Genomic DNA, 15,780 nt, shown 5'->3' with positions numbered 1-15,780 from the left:
TCTTTTTTTGATATACATATGAAAAATAAACAATATATACAGGCGTGGCTACTCTTGCTGCCAGCTTTAGTTTTATTAGCCGGCTTTACGCATATCCCCACGATTAAAACCATCTGGCGTAGTTTTTTTTCCTTAGGGGAAAATACCGATACAGGATTTGTCTGGGATAATTATGAGTTCCTGCTGATTGATGATGTATTGTGGCAGGTATTGGGTAATAGTTTTTGGTATCTTGTAATTACCGTACCCGCCTCAATCATTATTGCATTGGCAATGGCTATGTGGATTAACCGTCATATGCCGGGGCGTAGCTTGTTAAGGCTTTCCTATTTTACACCAACCGTCTTGCCAATGATTTCTGTGGCCAATATTTGGCTGTTTTTTTATAGCCCTGAAATTGGATTGTTAAATTCCATCCTCGGCTTGTTTGGGCATGAAGGATATAACTGGTTAGGGGATCCTGACTTAGCGCTTTATTCCGTGATGGCGATGACGATCTGGAAAGAAGCTGGCTTCTTTATGATCTTTTATCTGGCGGCCTTATTGGGGATACGACCAGATTTATATCAAGCGGCCCGTGTTGAAGGTTCAAGTGAAGCAAATATCTTCTTCCGCATCACTTTGCCATTATTAATGCCAACCACCTTGTTCATCTTGGTGAATGCTATTTTGAATGCTTTCAAGATGGTTGATCATCTCTTTATCCTCACAAAAGGTGGACCAAATAACGCAAGCAATCTGTTGCTTTATTACATTTATGAAAATGCGTTTAGTTTCTTTGAAACATCCTATGCAGCGGCACTCACAGTCTTGTTGCTCGCCATTTTAGTGTTATTGGCAGTATTGCAATTTGGTGTGTTGGAAAGACGTATTCATTATCGGTAAGATCCCATGAAACATTTAACAAAATATATAAATAATTTGATGGCTTGGGCCTTGGGGATTATCTGGATTTTCCCATTACTTTATGCATGCTGGGCAGCATTTCATTCAAGTGTGGATGCAACAAGCTTTGATCTAACAGCTGATTTAACATTGGAAAATTTTGCGATTGCCTGGGATCAAGCTCCTTTCTTAAGCTATATGTTTAACACGGTGATTATCACAACATTGATCTTGGGTGTTCAATTGGTGATATGTACTTTAGCCGGATATGCACTTGCCAGATTAGAGTTTTGGGGACGTGGTTTGGTTTTTGCCTTGATCCTCATGCAGTTGATGGTGGTTCCTGAAATCTTAATTGTTGAAAACTATCAAACCGTGGCTTCCATGGATATTCTGGATACATATTTGGCGGTTGGATTGCCTTATTTCGCCAGTGCTTTTGGTATATTCTTGTTGCGCCAAACCTTTATGACAGTGCCGCAAGAATTGGAAAATGCAGCCTTGGTTGAAGGTTGTTCCCGTTTACAAATTATCTGGAAAGTTTTTGTCCCTGTTGCACGTCCAACTTATCTGGCCTTTTCTCTTGTTTCCATCAGTTATCATTGGAACAATTTCCTCTGGCCTATGGTGGCGACTAATACAGAAAATAGTCGACCTTTGACCGTAGGAATGGCCATATTTGGGGCACCTGAATCTGGTGTGGATTGGTCGGTTATTTCTGCAGGAACGCTGATTTCAGTGGGTTTGCTGTTAGTCTTGTTTTTAATTTTTCAGAAACAATTTATGCAATCCTTTATGAGTGCAGGGATCAAGTAATGCATATGGTGAGTTGGAATATTCAAGCGGGTCTTGGATGTGATGGAGAATTTAATCTGGAACGAATTTCTGAGGTGATCTGTAAAAAAGGCGAACCTGATGTGATCTGCCTGCAGGAAGTTTCCAGAAATTTCCCCGAATATGGCAATGATGACCAATTATCCTATTTTGAAAAAGTATTTCCCGATCACGAGGTCGTATGGGGGGCGGCAGTGAGCGGGCGTGGTGATGCAGGCACACGCCAGGAATTTGGGAATTTATCTTTGATAAGGTCCCCGTATTTACTTGATAGTCGATTGCATCGATTACCTTATCCTGTTCTTGAAGATACGCCTCAAATGCCAAGGATGTTGGTAGAAGTTGCGGTGAAATATCAAGATACTTCCATATCGATTTTAAACACTCATTTGGCCTTTCATAGCCAATACGAAAGATACGCACAGGCAAGGTATATTTCCCAACTGGCAAAGGAAATAAATGTGAGGAAGAAAAGTAATGTGCCTGCTGAGCCTGCTGGTGCCTATAAGCCGTTTGCAAAATCCCAATTTACGTTGTTATGCGGAGATTTAAATCTTGAAGTGACGTCTGATGAGTATGAATTGCTGACGGATGATAAATGTTTAAAGGACTGTTGGGCATATTTATATGAGGATCATGTGCATGCACCAACTTGTGGTGTGTTTGATCAAAAACAATGGCCGCAAGGTCCGCATTGTCGTGATTATTTTATGATCTGTGATGATTTATCGCATCATGTAGAAAATATGTCTGTTGATATCGAAACTGATGCTTCAGATCATCAGCCGATTTCCATTTTTCTAAAAGATTAAGATTAACTTATGTCGATACAAAACTTACCTGATCAATGGCCGCATAAGACAAAAATTCTGTTCACCGATATTGATGATACGTTGACTTGGGAGGGGCAGCTACCCTTAGAAACCTATAAGGCGTTATATGACTTAAGGAATATGAGTGTCAAAGTTGTACCCGTGACAGGGGGAAGTGCTGGTTGGGCTGATTGTTTAATAAGAACTTGGCCCATAGATACTATTATTACAGAAAATGGTAGCATGTGGTTGTCCAAGGATTCATCCAACAAAGTTACACGTCACTATTATCTGGATGAAACAGAACGCCGGAATAATTGGCACAAGTTAAATGATCTCAAACAAGAATTTCACTCAATATTTCCGGATATTCCAGATACAGAGGATCAAAATTTTCGTCTGACAGATATTGCTTTTGATATTGGACAACAAGTGAAAGTTGAAAGGCCGTTAGCGTTGGAAGCTGCCAATTGGTGGAAGATGAAAGGGGCTTTGGCGCGTTGTAGCTCCATCCATATTAATGTTTGGATGGGGGCGTATGATAAGGCGCAAGGAGCATTAAAATGGTTACAGGAAGAGAGTGCTTCTGTTGATCAAAGTGAATGTGCCTTTATTGGTGATTCTCCAAATGATGAAGCTATGTTCACTCATTTTGATAATACAGTAGGTGTGGCAAATATTTCAGCTTTTCTCACGGACCTTAAAGACCAGCCAAAGTATTTAACCAATCAAAAAGGCGGCTATGGTTTTGTCGAGTTAGCAAATAGTATGATCACGGGTCGTAAAGAACTTAACTCTTAAACTGTTTTAAGAGTTTTTGTTTTAAATCGTCTGTTACATCGTCATCATCACGGCAGCATTCATCAATTAAGAAACTGAGAACGTGATAGAGCTCCTCCAGTTCTGGAGTGCAAAAAAGAGTTTTACCTTCTCGTCTTTGTTTTACTAAACCAACGTTAATCAGCTTGGTTAAATGATGAGATAAGGTGGATGAGGGGATATCCAAGGTAGATTGCAATTCCCCAACAGGCACGCCTTTAAATCCATTTTTTACTAAATAATGGAATATTTTAAGACGGGTGGGGTGGCCTAATTCCGCAAAGCAGGCTGCCATTTTTTCCATATCCATTTTGCGCACTCTTTTCGCTTGTTTTTCAAATTTAAATATAAGGTTTGAATGTGCCTTTCACAAGTTCATTTCGATAGTTCTGGAAATATAGTTGACTCTGAAATGGGTTGAGATTATATATTTCGATAATTCTAGAAATATGGAGATAAAAAATGTTAACGGACTTTATTCTTTCTTTACCTTTGGGGGAATGGGGGCCTATGGTCGCTGAAACAGTGGGTATGTTTTTATTCATTGGAACAGAACTGACGCTCTTATTCCTGATAATCAGTTTTATCGTGGGTGTTATTCAAGAGTTTCTGCCAGCAGAGAAAATTCAATCAATCTTGAGTTCCAAAAGCGGTAAGGGTTATTTTTCTGCTGCTTTATTGGGTAGTGTAACCCCGTTTTGTAGCTGCTCTACCATCCCGATGCTAACTGGCCTTTTAAAGGCAAAAGCGGGTTTTGGTCCAACATTGGTCTTTTTGTTTACCTCACCTTTACTTAATCCAATCATTATAGGACTATTTTGGGCGACCTTTGGATTGAAGGTTACAATAGCTTATGCCTTGATCGCGCTATTGGTATCGTTGGTTTCGGCTTATTTGTTGGAAAACTTTAAATTTGATCGCTTTGTTAAGGAAGAAGTTTTCTCAGATAAAGGTGTTGGTGGTTGTAAAAGTAGTTGTGCTGAACCAAAGATAGAGGTTACGCAAAATAGTTGTGTTAGTAAAAGTTGTACGCCTTCGGACGATGTGAAAGTCGAAGTGAATTCTTGCGGTGCCGCTGTGATCAGCGACGTATCTGATAATCGTTGGTTGCGTATTTGGAAAGAAACCTGGTCACAATTCTTGAAGGTTCTACCTTATCTAGCGATTGGCGTGGCAATCGGTTCTATGACCTATGGCTTCATGCCTGCTGATATTATTGCAGATTATGCCGGTGCAGATAATCCTTTAGCGGTTCCGATCGCAGCAGTGATTGGAGTACCTTTATATGTGCGCGCAGAAGCTGTTATTCCATTATCTGCAGCGCTAGCCGCAAAAGGAATGGGGATGGGGGCTGTGATGGCTTTGATCATTGGTAGTGCTGGTGCAAGTATCACAGAGGTCATCTTGTTGAAATCGATGTTTAAGCGCCAAATGATTATTGCTTTTCTATCTGTGATCTTTGGTATGGCAATATTAGCAGGATTTTTGTTTAACATATTCTTCTAAATCTAAGTGACGGTCGAAGCTTTAAAACGCTCTTTCCAATGAAGGAGCGTTTTTTTGTTCAAAAATGCTCAAATTAATACTAATTATATGAATGTTGAGCATTTGTGTGATAAAATTGAGAAATGAAATTGCTATCTTTACGTCATCAATTTCAAAGATGGAGATGAATAGATGTTAAGGATTGTAACAATTTTGGGCGCTGCTGTGCTGTCAGTTAATGCATTTGCATTGGATTTAAAAAGTGCGGATATCGAAGAAGGCAGTCGCATGGATACCAGTTTCGAATTTAACGGATTTGGGTGTGAAGGCGGAAATGTTTCCCCGGCTTTAAGTTGGTCAAATGCACCGGCAGATACTAAAAGTTTCGCTGTGACGGCGTATGATCCTGATGCCCCGACGGAGAGCGGCTTTTGGCATTGGGTGGTTTTAGATATCCCAGAATCAGAGAATGGTTTAGCAAAAGGGGCAAGCGGAAATGGTATCTCGGGCCAAGAACTTATGAATGACTATGGTATGGTTGGATATGGTGGTCCTTGCCCACCTAAAGGGCATGGAATGCATCGCTATCAATTTACGGTTTGGGCTTTGCCAGTTGAAAAGCTGGAAATCCCAAAAGGTGCATCAAATGCTGTAGTTGGATATTTTCTAAATCATATGAACCTTGATAAGGCGCGTTTAACAGCGACTTTTGTAACTGAGTGAATTTGAAGATGAGATAGGATCAAGAGATGAATCCATTTGTTCAAACACAGTATATTAATAGCCGTAGCCCACAAAAATTACGAAACGTTCCAGTAAGCGTTCCAACAATAATGTGGGTGCAAAAAGGCCGGAAAGAATTACTGCGGCGAGACGAGATGGTTAATCTTGATCCTTCTTATTGGTTGGTTGTTCATGCCAATCAACATTTGACCTTTCTGAATATCCCGGAAGAAACGCTGTTTCAGTCTAAATGTGTATCTTTCTTTTTATCGCCACCCGAAGAAATGTTGGTGGAAGGGCGTCTTTCATCGCCAGCTAAACCACGTATAAAGAGAAGCCAAGCGCTGGATTATGGTTTGGAAGTGATTACGTCTCAAGAGTTTCAAAAATTACCTCAGTTAGCACAAAAGCAGTTTATCTATGGGTTTTACGCCTTATTAAATGAAGCAGGTATCCTGCGGCTTTTATTTCCTCAAAAGCAGGCGACATATGCCGAAAAGGTCTTTTCTTTGATTGGAAACAATCCGGGACAGGATTTCCGATTGGAAAATGTGGCGCAGGGATTATCTATGAGCCGTGCGACTTTGGCACGGAAGCTGGATTCAGAAAATACAAGCTTCCGACAAATATTGCGCGAAACACGCATGACATTTGCCCTCAGTTTACTGCAAGATGATAAACGTCCGATCGACGTGGCATTAGCATGTGGGTATAAATCTGAGGCGCGATTTGCATCCCAGTTTAAAAAGCAATTTGGGTTGTCGCCACGAGGTTATTTAGCGACAGTTCGCTAAAATATTAAATCTTGTTCATAATTCGGTAAGATAAGATTCAGTTTCTTTATGTTAAGATGGCGTCTTCGGAATTAATTGCGAGCATGAGGGTTTAGATTGAGAATACTAGTCATAGAAGATGAAAGTGATGTCGCTGATTTCATTGCCAAAGGGTTGATGGAAAATGGATTTGCAGTTGATATTGCCAATGATGGGCAGAATGGCCTTTTTCTTGCGACGGAAGAAGCGTATGACGTTGTAGTGCTTGATCGCATGTTACCAAAGATTAGTGGGTTATCTTTGTTAAAATTACTTCGGGAAAATGATATTCAGGTCCCCGTGCTTATCTTGAGCGCACTTGGTGATGTCGATAACCGCGTCGAAGGTCTGCGTTCCGGGGCTGATGATTATATGGTTAAACCGTTTTCTATTTCTGAACTGGTTGCACGTATTCATGTATTGCTTAAAAGATCAGGTCCGTTCTCTAGTGAATCATCCCTACAAGTTGCAGATCTTACCATGGATTTATTGACACGTAGGGTCGAGAGACAAGGAAAGTTGATCGAGTTAAAACCACGTGAGTTTCAGTTACTTGAATATATGATGCGTCATGCAGGTCAGGTTGTCACCAGAACAATGATTTTAGAGCATGTATGGGACTATAATTTTGACCCGCAAACAAATGTGATTGATGTGCATATTAGCCGTTTGCGCAAGAAACTAAATTCCGATTTTGAGGGGGAGCTACTGCACACGGTGCGTGGGGCAGGGTATCGGCTTGGTAATATTATTTAAAACATGAACAATTATTTAGATTAAGGACACCTTCTATCCACTTGCTGATCGTTATAACGGCGTTAATTCAGTTTGTTAAGGATAGAAAAATGTGGAAATTTATACTTAAAACCTTCGTCTTTATATCGCTAATCTTTGCCCTAAATATGCCTATCGTTCGGGCGGATGATATGCGCGATTGGGAAGTTTTAGCGCTTTTGGATTTTGGAGAAAATGCAAAAGGCAAATTTACCCTAATCGATGCAATCGAAAAATCATTTAAGACAACCCCTGGTATCGTGGAACGTGCAGAGGTTGATATGGATGATGGCGAATTATTTTATGAAGTGGAAGTTTCAAGCGGTTCAAGTGTGTATCATTTCCGTTATAAAGCGGAAACAGGTGAGGTGATCTATGAAAGTATTGATTCAAGCGCAACTTTGGCAAATTATGTAACTTTGGGTTTGCTAACTCTTAGCCCAGAGCAAGAGCAAACATTTATGTCCAAATTTCTATTGGCATCCGAACAAATTGAAGGAGGCATTTTATCGGTAGAATTGGAAGAAGAGGATGATATTTTTTATTTCGAAATCAGAAGCTGGTTTGAAAATAGATTATCTCTTACTTTGATCAATGCCGTGACGGGAAAGATGATTTTTATTCGTAATTATGAAAATGATCGTCATGGTGAAAATTTACTGGATATAAATGAAATGCATCAGGTCGGCTAAAGTTGAGCCTTCATAAAACAGGGGGGTATGATATGTTCATGGAACCACACTACCTCCCAAAGATGCCAAGGGAAAAATATGTTCGCTAAATTCAAACAAAAATCCATATCCTTTAAATATATGGCCTTTTATACATCCGGTTTGATTGCGTTAACGCTCATTTTCTCACAAGGTTTCTTATGGCTTTCTAATAGTTCCCTCAGCCAACAATTGAACAGTATTATTCGGGCAGATTCTGATAGCTTGGTTGAATATTATGATTTGAATGGACTTGAGGGATTAACGGAGCTTCTTTCTCATCGGCTGCGGACAAACCCAAATACTGAAAGTATTTATTTGTTAACGGATCGTGATTTTCATCCGGTCTTAGGAAACATCCGGGAATGGCCAGATATTATTGATAAATCGACTGTCTGGGGAGAGGTGGACTGGCAGAGCGAGGTAGAATGGCTTGAATTAAGATATTTCCATAGGACCTTATCTGATGGGACGCATCTATTGGTTGGGCATCGCAATAGTCAGATTGAGTTATTTAGATTTAGTACATATTTCGCTCTTATATTTCTTCTTATATGTTCCCTTATAGTCGGTGCGGTTTTCGGCATCGTTTTTCATCGACAGTTGCAAAAACGTATTAACGTTATCATTGACGGGTGTCAGAAAATCAGTGCTGGTGATCTTGATCATCGTATGCAGACAGAAGAAAAGGGGGATGAGCTTAATCAAGTCGCAATTACCTTTAATTTAATGTTAGATCGCATTCAGTTTTTAATGGATGGAATCAAGCATGTATCAGATAACATTGCGCATGATTTGCGCACACCCTTAACCCGTTTGCATAATAAACTGGAAAATCTTCACCAAAGAACCAAAGATCGAGATAGCGAAATAAATATTTCAGAAGCACTGCATGATGTTGAAGAACTATTATCCACTTTTCAATCTTTGCTGCATATTAGTCGGCTGGAAAAGAAACAAATTTCGCAAGATATTGAAGAAATTAATTTAAGCCAGCTTTGTCGCGATGTCGCCGAGTTATACGAACCTTTGGCAGAGGAAAAACAGCAATATCTGATCGTTGAAATTCAAGAAGGTTTGGGACTTCCTGGCTATCGTGATTTATTGTTTCAAGCTATCTCAAATTTGTTGGATAATGCGGTTAAATATTCGCCCGCCAAATCTCAAATCATACTGATCTTGCGACAAACAAGTGAGACTTTTGAAGTTGTTATTCAAGACCAGGGTGCAGGCATCCCTGAGGATAAGGTTACAAAAGTATTTGAAAGATTTTATCGCTTGGACAATAGTCGACATGAAAAAGGTAATGGCCTTGGCTTGAGTATGGTTGCTGCGATAGTTGAGTTAAACCAAGGCGACATTCATCTTGCGAATGACAATGGCTTAGTGGTGACGATCTCTTTTCCGATTCCTCAGGAAGATGAAATGGCTTTGGAGAACATGAACAAAGTTTAATTTTCAGGCAAAATCACGTTTAACTTATGTTTAGTAAAAGATGCTCAGGATTATTGAATTAAGAAAGTTCGGAGCATGTCAAAATTACAAACCGTTTATTCACCAATGATGCGTTTCTTTCATTGGATTATGGCAGTTGGTTTCATTTTTATGTGGGCTTGCGGATATGCCATGACAACGTTGGTGCCTGATGATGGTGCCTTGGAAGAAATTCTCTTCATGTTGCATATTTCTGTTGGTGTCACTTTGCTTGGTTTATTTCTTGCACGTGTCATTAATCGCTTTCGAAGTAAAATTCCTGCACCTTTAGAAGCCTTTTCAAAATTTGAAGTTAAGATTGCGCATCTAGGTCATTTCGCACTTTATGCGCTAATTTTTGTTGCCTTGATTGGTGGCTGGGCCGAGGTCGACCTTGGTGGTCATGGGGTAAAATGGTTTGGTATCGAAATGCCAAAGATTTTCCCAACCATGGAATTTTATGCAGGTATTAATGTGGAAGAGTTAAGCGAGACAGTCCACAAATACGCAGCCTATGGATTGCTAGGACTGACAATTTTTCATATTGGCGCCGTTATAAAGCATAGACGTGATGGTCACGATGTGTTGCCACGTATGCTGCCTAATCATGGTAAAACAACTGATGTTACGAAATAGAAAGTCATAAAATTATGATGCCTTCTTCAATCTTCGGTTTTCCTATGAAGCGACAAAGAAATGTTCTCATAGGTGATATATCCAAGTTCCTAATATTGGCGGTTATTTTTTTGTGTAGCATTCGAATTTTGGCTGCGGCAATGGTTCCTTTCACGGACACAACCGAAGCCCGTTATGCGGAAATCGCCAGGAAAATGGTTGAAACTCAAGATTGGATAACACCTTATTTTGATTATGGCATTCCATTTTGGGGAAAGCCACCATTGCATACCTGGATGGCTGCGATTGGTTTTAAAATTTGGGGAACGTCGGAGCTTGCCGGACGTATATTTTTTGCATCAGTATCATTATTTTTAATTCTGATATTATTTGATTTCGTGAGAAAAGAAGTTAATCGCCATATAGCTCTTTGGACGATTTTTATCTTATGTTCATCCGGTTTGTTTTTTGGTTCAATTGCCTTCGTGTCTACGGATATTCCGCTTACTTTTGGTTGTGTAATGATAATGTTAGCTTTCTGGCGTTATCACGAATGCACTGCACCAAATTATAGAGCAATACTGGGTTTCGCGTTTGGATTAACGATTGGGTTCTTGGCTAAAGGCCCTATCGTCATACTTATTGTCGGTGTTGCGGTTCTTGCCTGGACCTCATTCATTGGGCGTTGGTCAGTACTTTTTAATACGAACTGGATTATCGGAATATGTTTATTTTTGATCATGTCTTTACCGTGGTTTGTGATCGCAGAACTTAGAACGCCAGGTTTCGCTTATTACTTCTTCGTCGAAGAACATTTTTATAGATTTTTGATATCTGGCTGGGAAGGGGATCGATACGGCAATGGACATGCTTTTCATAAAGGGAAAATCTGGTTGGACTGGGGCATAGCGTTTGCTCCGTGGTCAATTCTTCTAATTGGTGGGTATATTTATCGAGTGATTCAAAAAGAAGTTTGCAGGCCGACGGCATGGCTTAGGAGCAAAACGCCAAGTTTAGAATCTTATCTTTTATGTTGGATTATCAGTCCTTTAATTATTTTTACCATGTCCGCCAATATTCTGACAGCATATGTCCTACCCGCTATTCCCGCGACGGCAATTTTGACAGCTTTGGTGGTACGGGATTTAGGATTGTCCAAATATATACAGTTAACAGGTATTCAAATCGTAACAATATTCTATTGTTTAATGATTGCAGTTTTGTTGTTGAATACAGATAACCGCTTATTAAAAAGTGAAAGAGCCACAGCCGAATGGGTTTATGGAAATTTTGATGATGTTGATATCACTTATCTGGGCAAGCGAAGTTTTTCTCTTGAATTTTATAGTGCCGGACAAGTTGAAAGAATAGATCATATTCAAGACGTTGAAATGTTGTTGGAGAATGACCAGCAAGATGCGTTGGTTTTATTACAGTCGGATTTGTCGTTGCTGTCAGATGAATATCAAGAAAGGTTCTATGCGCCTTACATGACAAATCGACGTGCGATATTGATTGAGAAATGGGAGCAATAAAATGGATGCATTACCTCTCTCTTTCGTTCCTATGACTTTGGGGCCACATCATATAAAGGCAAAATGTGACCTTTCATTTATTGTGCCTGCCTATAACGAAAGTAAAACAATTGAAGCTACGATCATCCAGATTGCCGATGAAATGGCAGTGTTGGATAGAAGTTTTGAAATTCTGGTTGTGGATGACGGCAGTTGTGATGATACGTTTCATGTTGCTGTTAAAGCAGACGTGAAGGCAGTTGTACGTGTGATCCGTTTGTCTCGGAACTTTGGTAAAGAAAATGCTATTTCAGCAGGGTTGGAACATTGCATTGGTGATGCGGTTTTCATTTTAGATGCAGACCTTCAAGAGCCGATTTCCTATATGCATGAAATGTTGGATCTTTATGATCAGGGTTATGAGATGATCTATGCGGTGCGCAAGGATCGTGAAGATGAGTCAAAATTAAAGCGCTTCTTTGTAGAGATTTTTTATAAAATGCTGCGAATGGGATCAGATGTAAATATTCCTGAAGATGCGCGTGATTTTCGTTTGATGGATCGTAAGGTGGTTGATAGTATTTTGGCTTTACCGGAACGAAATCGATTTATGAAAGGTCTATTTGCCTGGGTTGGCTTTCGATCTATACCAATCTATATCAATATGAAACCTAGACAGTTTGGACGTTCGAAATTCGGGCTGAAGTCTTTATCCAAACTCGCTTTAACAGCACTTACTTCCTTTACGAATTTACCCTTACGGATTTGGGCTGTGATTGGAACAAGTTTGGCGAGTTTATCTTTACTATACGGTAGCTGGATTTTGGTGAAAACCTTGTTTACCGGCGCAGATATTCCAGGATTTGCCACCTTGTCAGTTGCCATTTTCTTCATTGGCGGTGTGCAATTGATCTCATTAGGCACGATTGGAGAATATCTTGCCCGTGTTTTTGCTGAAGTAAAATCACGACCGCTTTATATCGTGGCTGAGGAACAAAAGAATACCCCATCAAAATAGTTTTCCTGTATGTAACTATTCCTGCTCTTTCATAAGTAATAGTTAAACCGTTTCGGGCAAATGCCAGTTAATAGGTTCCAATCCGTTTTGTTGTAGAAACGTATTGGCTTTGGAAAAATGTCCACATCCCAAAAAACCACGATGTGCTGAAAGTGGCGAGGGATGGGGGGCTTTTAAAACACAATGTTTATTTTGATCAACGAAGCCAGCTTTCTTTTGTGCATAACTGCCCCATAACATAAAGACAACAGGATGAGGTAGGTTGTTGACTTCGTGGATGATGCGATCCGTAAATTCTTCCCATCCTTTGCGTTGATGTGATCCTGCATTGGCGCGTTCGACAGTCAATGTGGCATTTAGAAGAAGAACACCTTGTTTGGCCCAATCTTCCAATAAGCCATGCTTTGGCGGTGTGATGCCTAGATCAGCATGAAGTTCTTTATAGATATTCATCAGGGATGGCGGTGTTTTAACGCCTGGCTTTACACTAAAACTGAGGCCGTGAGCTTGCCCATCACCATGATAAGGGTCTTGTCCAAGGATGACTACACGCACTTTATCAAGTGGGGTGAGATCAAGCGCACGGAAGTACTCGCTACCTGCCGGAAAGATGGTTTTTCCTGCCTGTTTTTCAGCCTGCAAGAAGCTTTTTAATTTCTGCATATATGGCGCAGAAAATTCAGGTTCCAGTTTATCCAACCAGCTTTTTTCCAACTTGATCTCTGACATGAGGAATATCCAAATTTCGTTTAGTCGTAAGCGGCGGTAACAATCATTTCAACAAAAAGCTCTGGACGGGCTAGTTTAGCTTCACCACAGGCGCGTGCAGGTGCGTGACCTTCTGGTACCCATGCATCCCAAATTTCATTCATCTCAGCAAAATATTTCATATCAGAAAGCCAGATCACACATTGCAAAATTTTCTCTTTGCTACTGCCGGCTTGTTCCAATAAGGCTTCTACACGGCGAAGACATTCGCGTGTTTGTTCTTTGATATCTGGATCGGTTCCACCAACTTGACCACATAAATATACCGTACCGTTATGTTTAACGATCTTACTCATACGTGTACCGATTTCTTGACGCTCAATCATTTTTGACCCCTAGGATTTTGAAATTCATTTTGGGGGGCAGCTTAATGTTTCTGAACTGGAATGGAAATAGATGATTATACCTTTCTGACTAAACAACCAGTTGCCCTGGCAATTCACGTTTGAAGGGAACGTCTTCTGATATCGGTTCGTCCAATTCACGGGCAAAGCGATGACCAGACCAGACAGCTGCGGCGATGGTGCCTGCGGATAAATTATCTCCGATGCGGGTAACCGTTTTGATACCTGCTTCTTTGAGTTTATCTGGTGCTGCCATAAGTTCTTCATATATGGTGTCGGATGGATATTTCATCGTGAGGAGAAGGACATTATCTGCGTGAAGAGTTTCGGTTTCTTCTGTGAAGACACATTCTAAGTCTACCTCACCCTTACGAATTGCTCCTATATTTTTATGAGGCAAAATTTTAACCCCCATCTTTAACAAACGTGCCTGAATACGTTCCTGTTCCAAAGTGAAATGTGTCCAGTTAGATACATCTGCAAAAGGGGTGACGAAGGTTACGTCATGACCTTCTGTTCGTAATTTTTCAGCCAAAATACCACCCATATAAAAATGGTCATCGTCAAATAAAACAACGGACCCTTTGATTGTCTGGCCATCCATCAAATCATCAGGTGTGTAGATCATTGCATCGGGGGAAATGTTTATTGGGTAATGGTTACTTTTTCCGCGTCCATCTCGTGCCCATTTTGCACCGGTAGCAATTGCCACATGTTGGAAACTAAATTCAAGGATTTGGGACGTATCCAAATGACTATCCATGTAGATTTCTACATTTGGCAGTTTATGTAACTGCCCCTCCCGATAGTCACGGACACGTCCCCATTCAGCTAAACCCGGCAAGCGACTTTCTTTTGTTACACGCCCACCCAAATCGATGCCGGATTCAGCCAAAATTACATTATATCCCCGTTTACCAGCTGCTTGTGCTGCTTCCAATCCAGCTGGACCTGCGCCGATAATCAAAACGCTATCATTTGATTTTTTCTTTGCGATCTTTTCTGGATGCCAGCCGCGACGCCATTCTTCGCCCATGGTTGGATTTTGTGTACAGCGAAGAGGCGCGCAAATGAAATCAGCAGAAACACAGATATTACAGCCGATACATTCGCGAATATCTTCCAATCTTCCTTCTTCAATTTTCTTGGGCAGGAAGGGGTCTGCGATTGACGGACGTGCCGCACCGATTAAATCCAGATGGCCTGATTTGATTAAGGAAACCATCTTATCGGGGGATGTATACCGTCCAACCCCAACGACAGGCTTTCCAGTGACTTGTTTGACAAATTTAGTATAGCTGTCCTGATTTCCCGTCTCACCCCAGCGGGATGGCAAGGAGTCATTTGCCCATTCGCTTAAATTCACATCCCAAAGGTCTGGGACCTCTGCTAGCATTTCTACAACTTCACGACCTTCGCCATCACAGGTGATGCCCCCGGAACCAAGTAATTCATCGACAGCGAAACGCACTGCCACCGCGCATGTGTCTCCCACAGCATCCTTGATGTCAGACATGATTTCCTTAAATAGACGAACACGATTTTCCAAGCTACCACCATATTCATCGGTACGATGATTGATGCGCTTGGAAAGGAAGTGCATCTGGATGGTCATATCATGACCTGCATAATTATAGATAATATCGAAGCCTGCTTTTTTGCCGCGAAGGGCAGCCTCCACATGCCATTTACGTAACGCCTTGATATCTGCTTTATCCATCGCACGGGCTTGGACAGGGATAGAGCCTTCTGCAGGAATTATGCTTGGGGCCATTGGTATTTCGCGACTGTAATGGTTTGGCGATGTAAAACCTGTATAAGCTAGCTGTAATCCCGCTAAGCTTCCGTGATCGTGAATTTTACTGGTCATTCTTTCAAAAGTAGGGATGTCCCTATCGTCCCACAAACGTCCTTCAATGATTGGGGTGTGTTCTGAAGAATAGTGAATTTCAGTTTCCTCAGTACATACAACGCCCCAGCCACCTTCCGCTTTGATGCCGCGCATCTCAGCCATACTGGATGGGAATTGATGCCCCATACCGTTGCAATGCGGGACTTGGTAAAAACGGTTTTTGGTTTTTACCGGGCCTATCTCAACTGAGTCAAAAAGAATGTCGTAACGTGGGTCTCTGGGCATGTAAATTTACCTGATATCTATAGTTAGTTTTTTGTTTTTAATTGTTAAAATTTGATT

17 protein-coding genes are annotated in these 15,780 nt (G+C 40.9%); 13 read left to right on the top strand and 4 right to left on the bottom strand.

Features of this window, described 5'->3' with window-relative positions; all coding sequences use genetic code 11:
- Positions 1 to 18: 18 nt before the first annotated feature.
- From ACOQOA_RS07360 to ACOQOA_RS07345, 4 genes are read left to right on the top strand one after another with little or no spacing between them, the layout of a single operon-like run.
- On the top strand, positions 19 to 885 hold the full coding sequence (locus tag ACOQOA_RS07360) for a carbohydrate ABC transporter permease (RefSeq protein WP_420547998.1): 867 nt from the start codon (positions 19 to 21) through the stop codon (positions 883 to 885).
- 6 nt (positions 886 to 891) lie between these two features.
- Positions 892 to 1,701 carry a carbohydrate ABC transporter permease gene (locus tag ACOQOA_RS07355; protein ID WP_420547997.1) on the top strand — a complete coding sequence of 270 codons (810 nt, stop codon included), beginning with the start codon at positions 892 to 894 and terminating at the stop codon, positions 1,699 to 1,701.
- Positions 1,701 to 2,531 carry an endonuclease/exonuclease/phosphatase family protein gene (locus ACOQOA_RS07350; protein ID WP_420547996.1) on the top strand — a complete coding sequence of 277 codons (831 nt, stop codon included), beginning with the start codon at positions 1,701 to 1,703 and terminating at the stop codon, positions 2,529 to 2,531. Before ACOQOA_RS07355 ends, ACOQOA_RS07350 begins: the two co-directional genes overlap by 1 nt.
- 9 nt (positions 2,532 to 2,540) lie before the next feature.
- The gene (locus ACOQOA_RS07345; protein WP_420547995.1) at positions 2,541 to 3,332 is read left to right on the top strand and encodes an HAD-IIB family hydrolase; all 792 of its coding nucleotides are present in this window, start codon (positions 2,541 to 2,543) and stop codon (positions 3,330 to 3,332) included.
- Here ACOQOA_RS07345 and ACOQOA_RS07340 read toward each other — a convergent pair.
- A complete protein-coding gene (locus ACOQOA_RS07340) occupies positions 3,322 to 3,660 on the bottom strand; it encodes an ArsR/SmtB family transcription factor (protein WP_420547994.1) in 339 nt (112 codons plus the stop codon). The two genes, ACOQOA_RS07345 and ACOQOA_RS07340, sit on opposite strands and share 11 nt — an antisense overlap.
- Positions 3,661 to 3,812: 152 nt before the next feature.
- On the opposite strand from ACOQOA_RS07340, the gene ACOQOA_RS07335 reads away from it, so the two are divergent.
- The 9 genes from ACOQOA_RS07335 (at position 3,813) to ACOQOA_RS07295 (ending at position 12,474) form a co-directional block, all read left to right on the top strand.
- Entirely contained in the window at positions 3,813 to 4,856 is a 1,044-nt protein-coding gene (locus ACOQOA_RS07335; protein WP_420547993.1) for a permease, read from the top strand.
- Between the two features lie 171 nt (positions 4,857 to 5,027).
- Positions 5,028 to 5,558: a YbhB/YbcL family Raf kinase inhibitor-like protein gene (locus ACOQOA_RS07330; protein WP_420547992.1), complete on the top strand. Its 531-nt coding sequence runs from the start codon at positions 5,028 to 5,030 to the stop codon at positions 5,556 to 5,558.
- 26 nt (positions 5,559 to 5,584) lie between these two features.
- Entirely contained in the window at positions 5,585 to 6,352 is a 768-nt protein-coding gene (locus ACOQOA_RS07325) for a helix-turn-helix transcriptional regulator (protein ID WP_420547991.1), read from the top strand.
- Positions 6,353 to 6,448: 96 nt separating this feature from the next.
- Positions 6,449 to 7,126 (top strand): response regulator transcription factor, encoded by a 678-nt coding sequence (locus tag ACOQOA_RS07320; protein ID WP_420547990.1) that lies wholly within the window; start codon positions 6,449 to 6,451, stop codon positions 7,124 to 7,126.
- Positions 7,127 to 7,215: 89 nt separating this feature from the next.
- On the top strand, positions 7,216 to 7,836 hold the full coding sequence (locus tag ACOQOA_RS07315; RefSeq protein WP_420547989.1) for a PepSY domain-containing protein: 621 nt from the start codon (positions 7,216 to 7,218) through the stop codon (positions 7,834 to 7,836).
- Between the two features lie 78 nt (positions 7,837 to 7,914).
- On the top strand, positions 7,915 to 9,309 hold the full coding sequence (locus tag ACOQOA_RS07310; protein WP_420547988.1) for an ATP-binding protein: 1,395 nt from the start codon (positions 7,915 to 7,917) through the stop codon (positions 9,307 to 9,309).
- 75 nt (positions 9,310 to 9,384) lie between these two features.
- Positions 9,385 to 9,963, top strand: coding sequence for a cytochrome b (locus ACOQOA_RS07305; protein ID WP_420547987.1), 579 nt, complete (start codon positions 9,385 to 9,387; stop codon positions 9,961 to 9,963).
- A 14-nt stretch (positions 9,964 to 9,977) separates the two neighbouring features.
- Entirely contained in the window at positions 9,978 to 11,477 is a 1,500-nt protein-coding gene (locus ACOQOA_RS07300) for an ArnT family glycosyltransferase (RefSeq protein ID WP_420547986.1), read from the top strand.
- Between the two features lies 1 nt (position 11,478).
- On the top strand, positions 11,479 to 12,474 hold the full coding sequence (locus tag ACOQOA_RS07295) for a glycosyltransferase family 2 protein (protein ID WP_420547985.1): 996 nt from the start codon (positions 11,479 to 11,481) through the stop codon (positions 12,472 to 12,474).
- Between the two features lie 42 nt (positions 12,475 to 12,516).
- Here the strand turns inward: ACOQOA_RS07295 and ung are convergent, their stop codons facing one another.
- From ung to ACOQOA_RS07280, 3 genes are all read right to left on the bottom strand, one after another.
- A complete protein-coding gene (gene ung / locus ACOQOA_RS07290; protein ID WP_420547984.1) occupies positions 12,517 to 13,203 on the bottom strand; it encodes a uracil-DNA glycosylase in 687 nt (228 codons plus the stop codon).
- Between the two features lie 20 nt (positions 13,204 to 13,223).
- Positions 13,224 to 13,568 carry a RidA family protein gene (locus ACOQOA_RS07285; RefSeq protein ID WP_420547983.1) on the bottom strand — a complete coding sequence of 115 codons (345 nt, stop codon included), beginning with the start codon at positions 13,566 to 13,568 and terminating at the stop codon, positions 13,224 to 13,226.
- Between the two features lie 88 nt (positions 13,569 to 13,656).
- The gene (locus tag ACOQOA_RS07280; RefSeq protein WP_420547982.1) at positions 13,657 to 15,723 is read right to left on the bottom strand and encodes an FAD-dependent oxidoreductase; all 2,067 of its coding nucleotides are present in this window, start codon (positions 15,721 to 15,723) and stop codon (positions 13,657 to 13,659) included.
- Positions 15,724 to 15,780 lie beyond the last annotated feature (57 nt).

It is taken from the genome of Curvivirga sp. (assembly GCF_965219885.1).
In the GTDB taxonomy this organism is placed as follows: Bacteria; Pseudomonadota; Alphaproteobacteria; order UBA8366; family Aestuariispiraceae; genus Curvivirga.
The sequence above is the reverse complement of the archived record's forward strand: the minus strand, read 5'-3'. Positions and strand labels throughout refer to the sequence as shown.

Excerpts from the sequence above, each read along its gene's own strand:
- ACOQOA_RS07285 (WP_420547983.1), bottom strand. The coding sequence starts at position 13,568 with ATGATTGAGCGTCAAGAAATCGGTACACGTATGAGTAAGATCGTTAAA.
- ACOQOA_RS07330 (WP_420547992.1), top strand. The coding sequence starts at position 5,028 with ATGTTAAGGATTGTAACAATTTTGGGCGCTGCTGTGCTGTCAGTTAAT.
- ACOQOA_RS07350 (WP_420547996.1), top strand. The coding sequence starts at position 1,701 with ATGCATATGGTGAGTTGGAATATTCAAGCGGGTCTTGGATGTGATGGA.
- ACOQOA_RS07280 (WP_420547982.1), bottom strand. The coding sequence starts at position 15,723 with ATGCCCAGAGACCCACGTTACGACATTCTTTTTGACTCAGTTGAGATA.
- ACOQOA_RS07340 (WP_420547994.1), bottom strand. The coding sequence starts at position 3,660 with ATGGATATGGAAAAAATGGCAGCCTGCTTTGCGGAATTAGGCCACCCC.
- ACOQOA_RS07305 (WP_420547987.1), top strand. The coding sequence starts at position 9,385 with ATGTCAAAATTACAAACCGTTTATTCACCAATGATGCGTTTCTTTCAT.
- ACOQOA_RS07310 (WP_420547988.1), top strand. The coding sequence starts at position 7,915 with ATGTTCGCTAAATTCAAACAAAAATCCATATCCTTTAAATATATGGCC.
- ACOQOA_RS07315 (WP_420547989.1), top strand. The coding sequence starts at position 7,216 with ATGTGGAAATTTATACTTAAAACCTTCGTCTTTATATCGCTAATCTTT.
- ACOQOA_RS07360 (WP_420547998.1), top strand. The coding sequence starts at position 19 with ATGAAAAATAAACAATATATACAGGCGTGGCTACTCTTGCTGCCAGCT.
- ACOQOA_RS07300 (WP_420547986.1), top strand. The coding sequence starts at position 9,978 with ATGATGCCTTCTTCAATCTTCGGTTTTCCTATGAAGCGACAAAGAAAT.
- ACOQOA_RS07335 (WP_420547993.1), top strand. The coding sequence starts at position 3,813 with ATGTTAACGGACTTTATTCTTTCTTTACCTTTGGGGGAATGGGGGCCT.
- ACOQOA_RS07295 (WP_420547985.1), top strand. The coding sequence starts at position 11,479 with ATGGATGCATTACCTCTCTCTTTCGTTCCTATGACTTTGGGGCCACAT.
- ung (WP_420547984.1), bottom strand. The coding sequence starts at position 13,203 with ATGTCAGAGATCAAGTTGGAAAAAAGCTGGTTGGATAAACTGGAACCT.
- ACOQOA_RS07355 (WP_420547997.1), top strand. The coding sequence starts at position 892 with ATGAAACATTTAACAAAATATATAAATAATTTGATGGCTTGGGCCTTG.
- ACOQOA_RS07345 (WP_420547995.1), top strand. The coding sequence starts at position 2,541 with ATGTCGATACAAAACTTACCTGATCAATGGCCGCATAAGACAAAAATT.
- ACOQOA_RS07325 (WP_420547991.1), top strand. The coding sequence starts at position 5,585 with ATGAATCCATTTGTTCAAACACAGTATATTAATAGCCGTAGCCCACAA.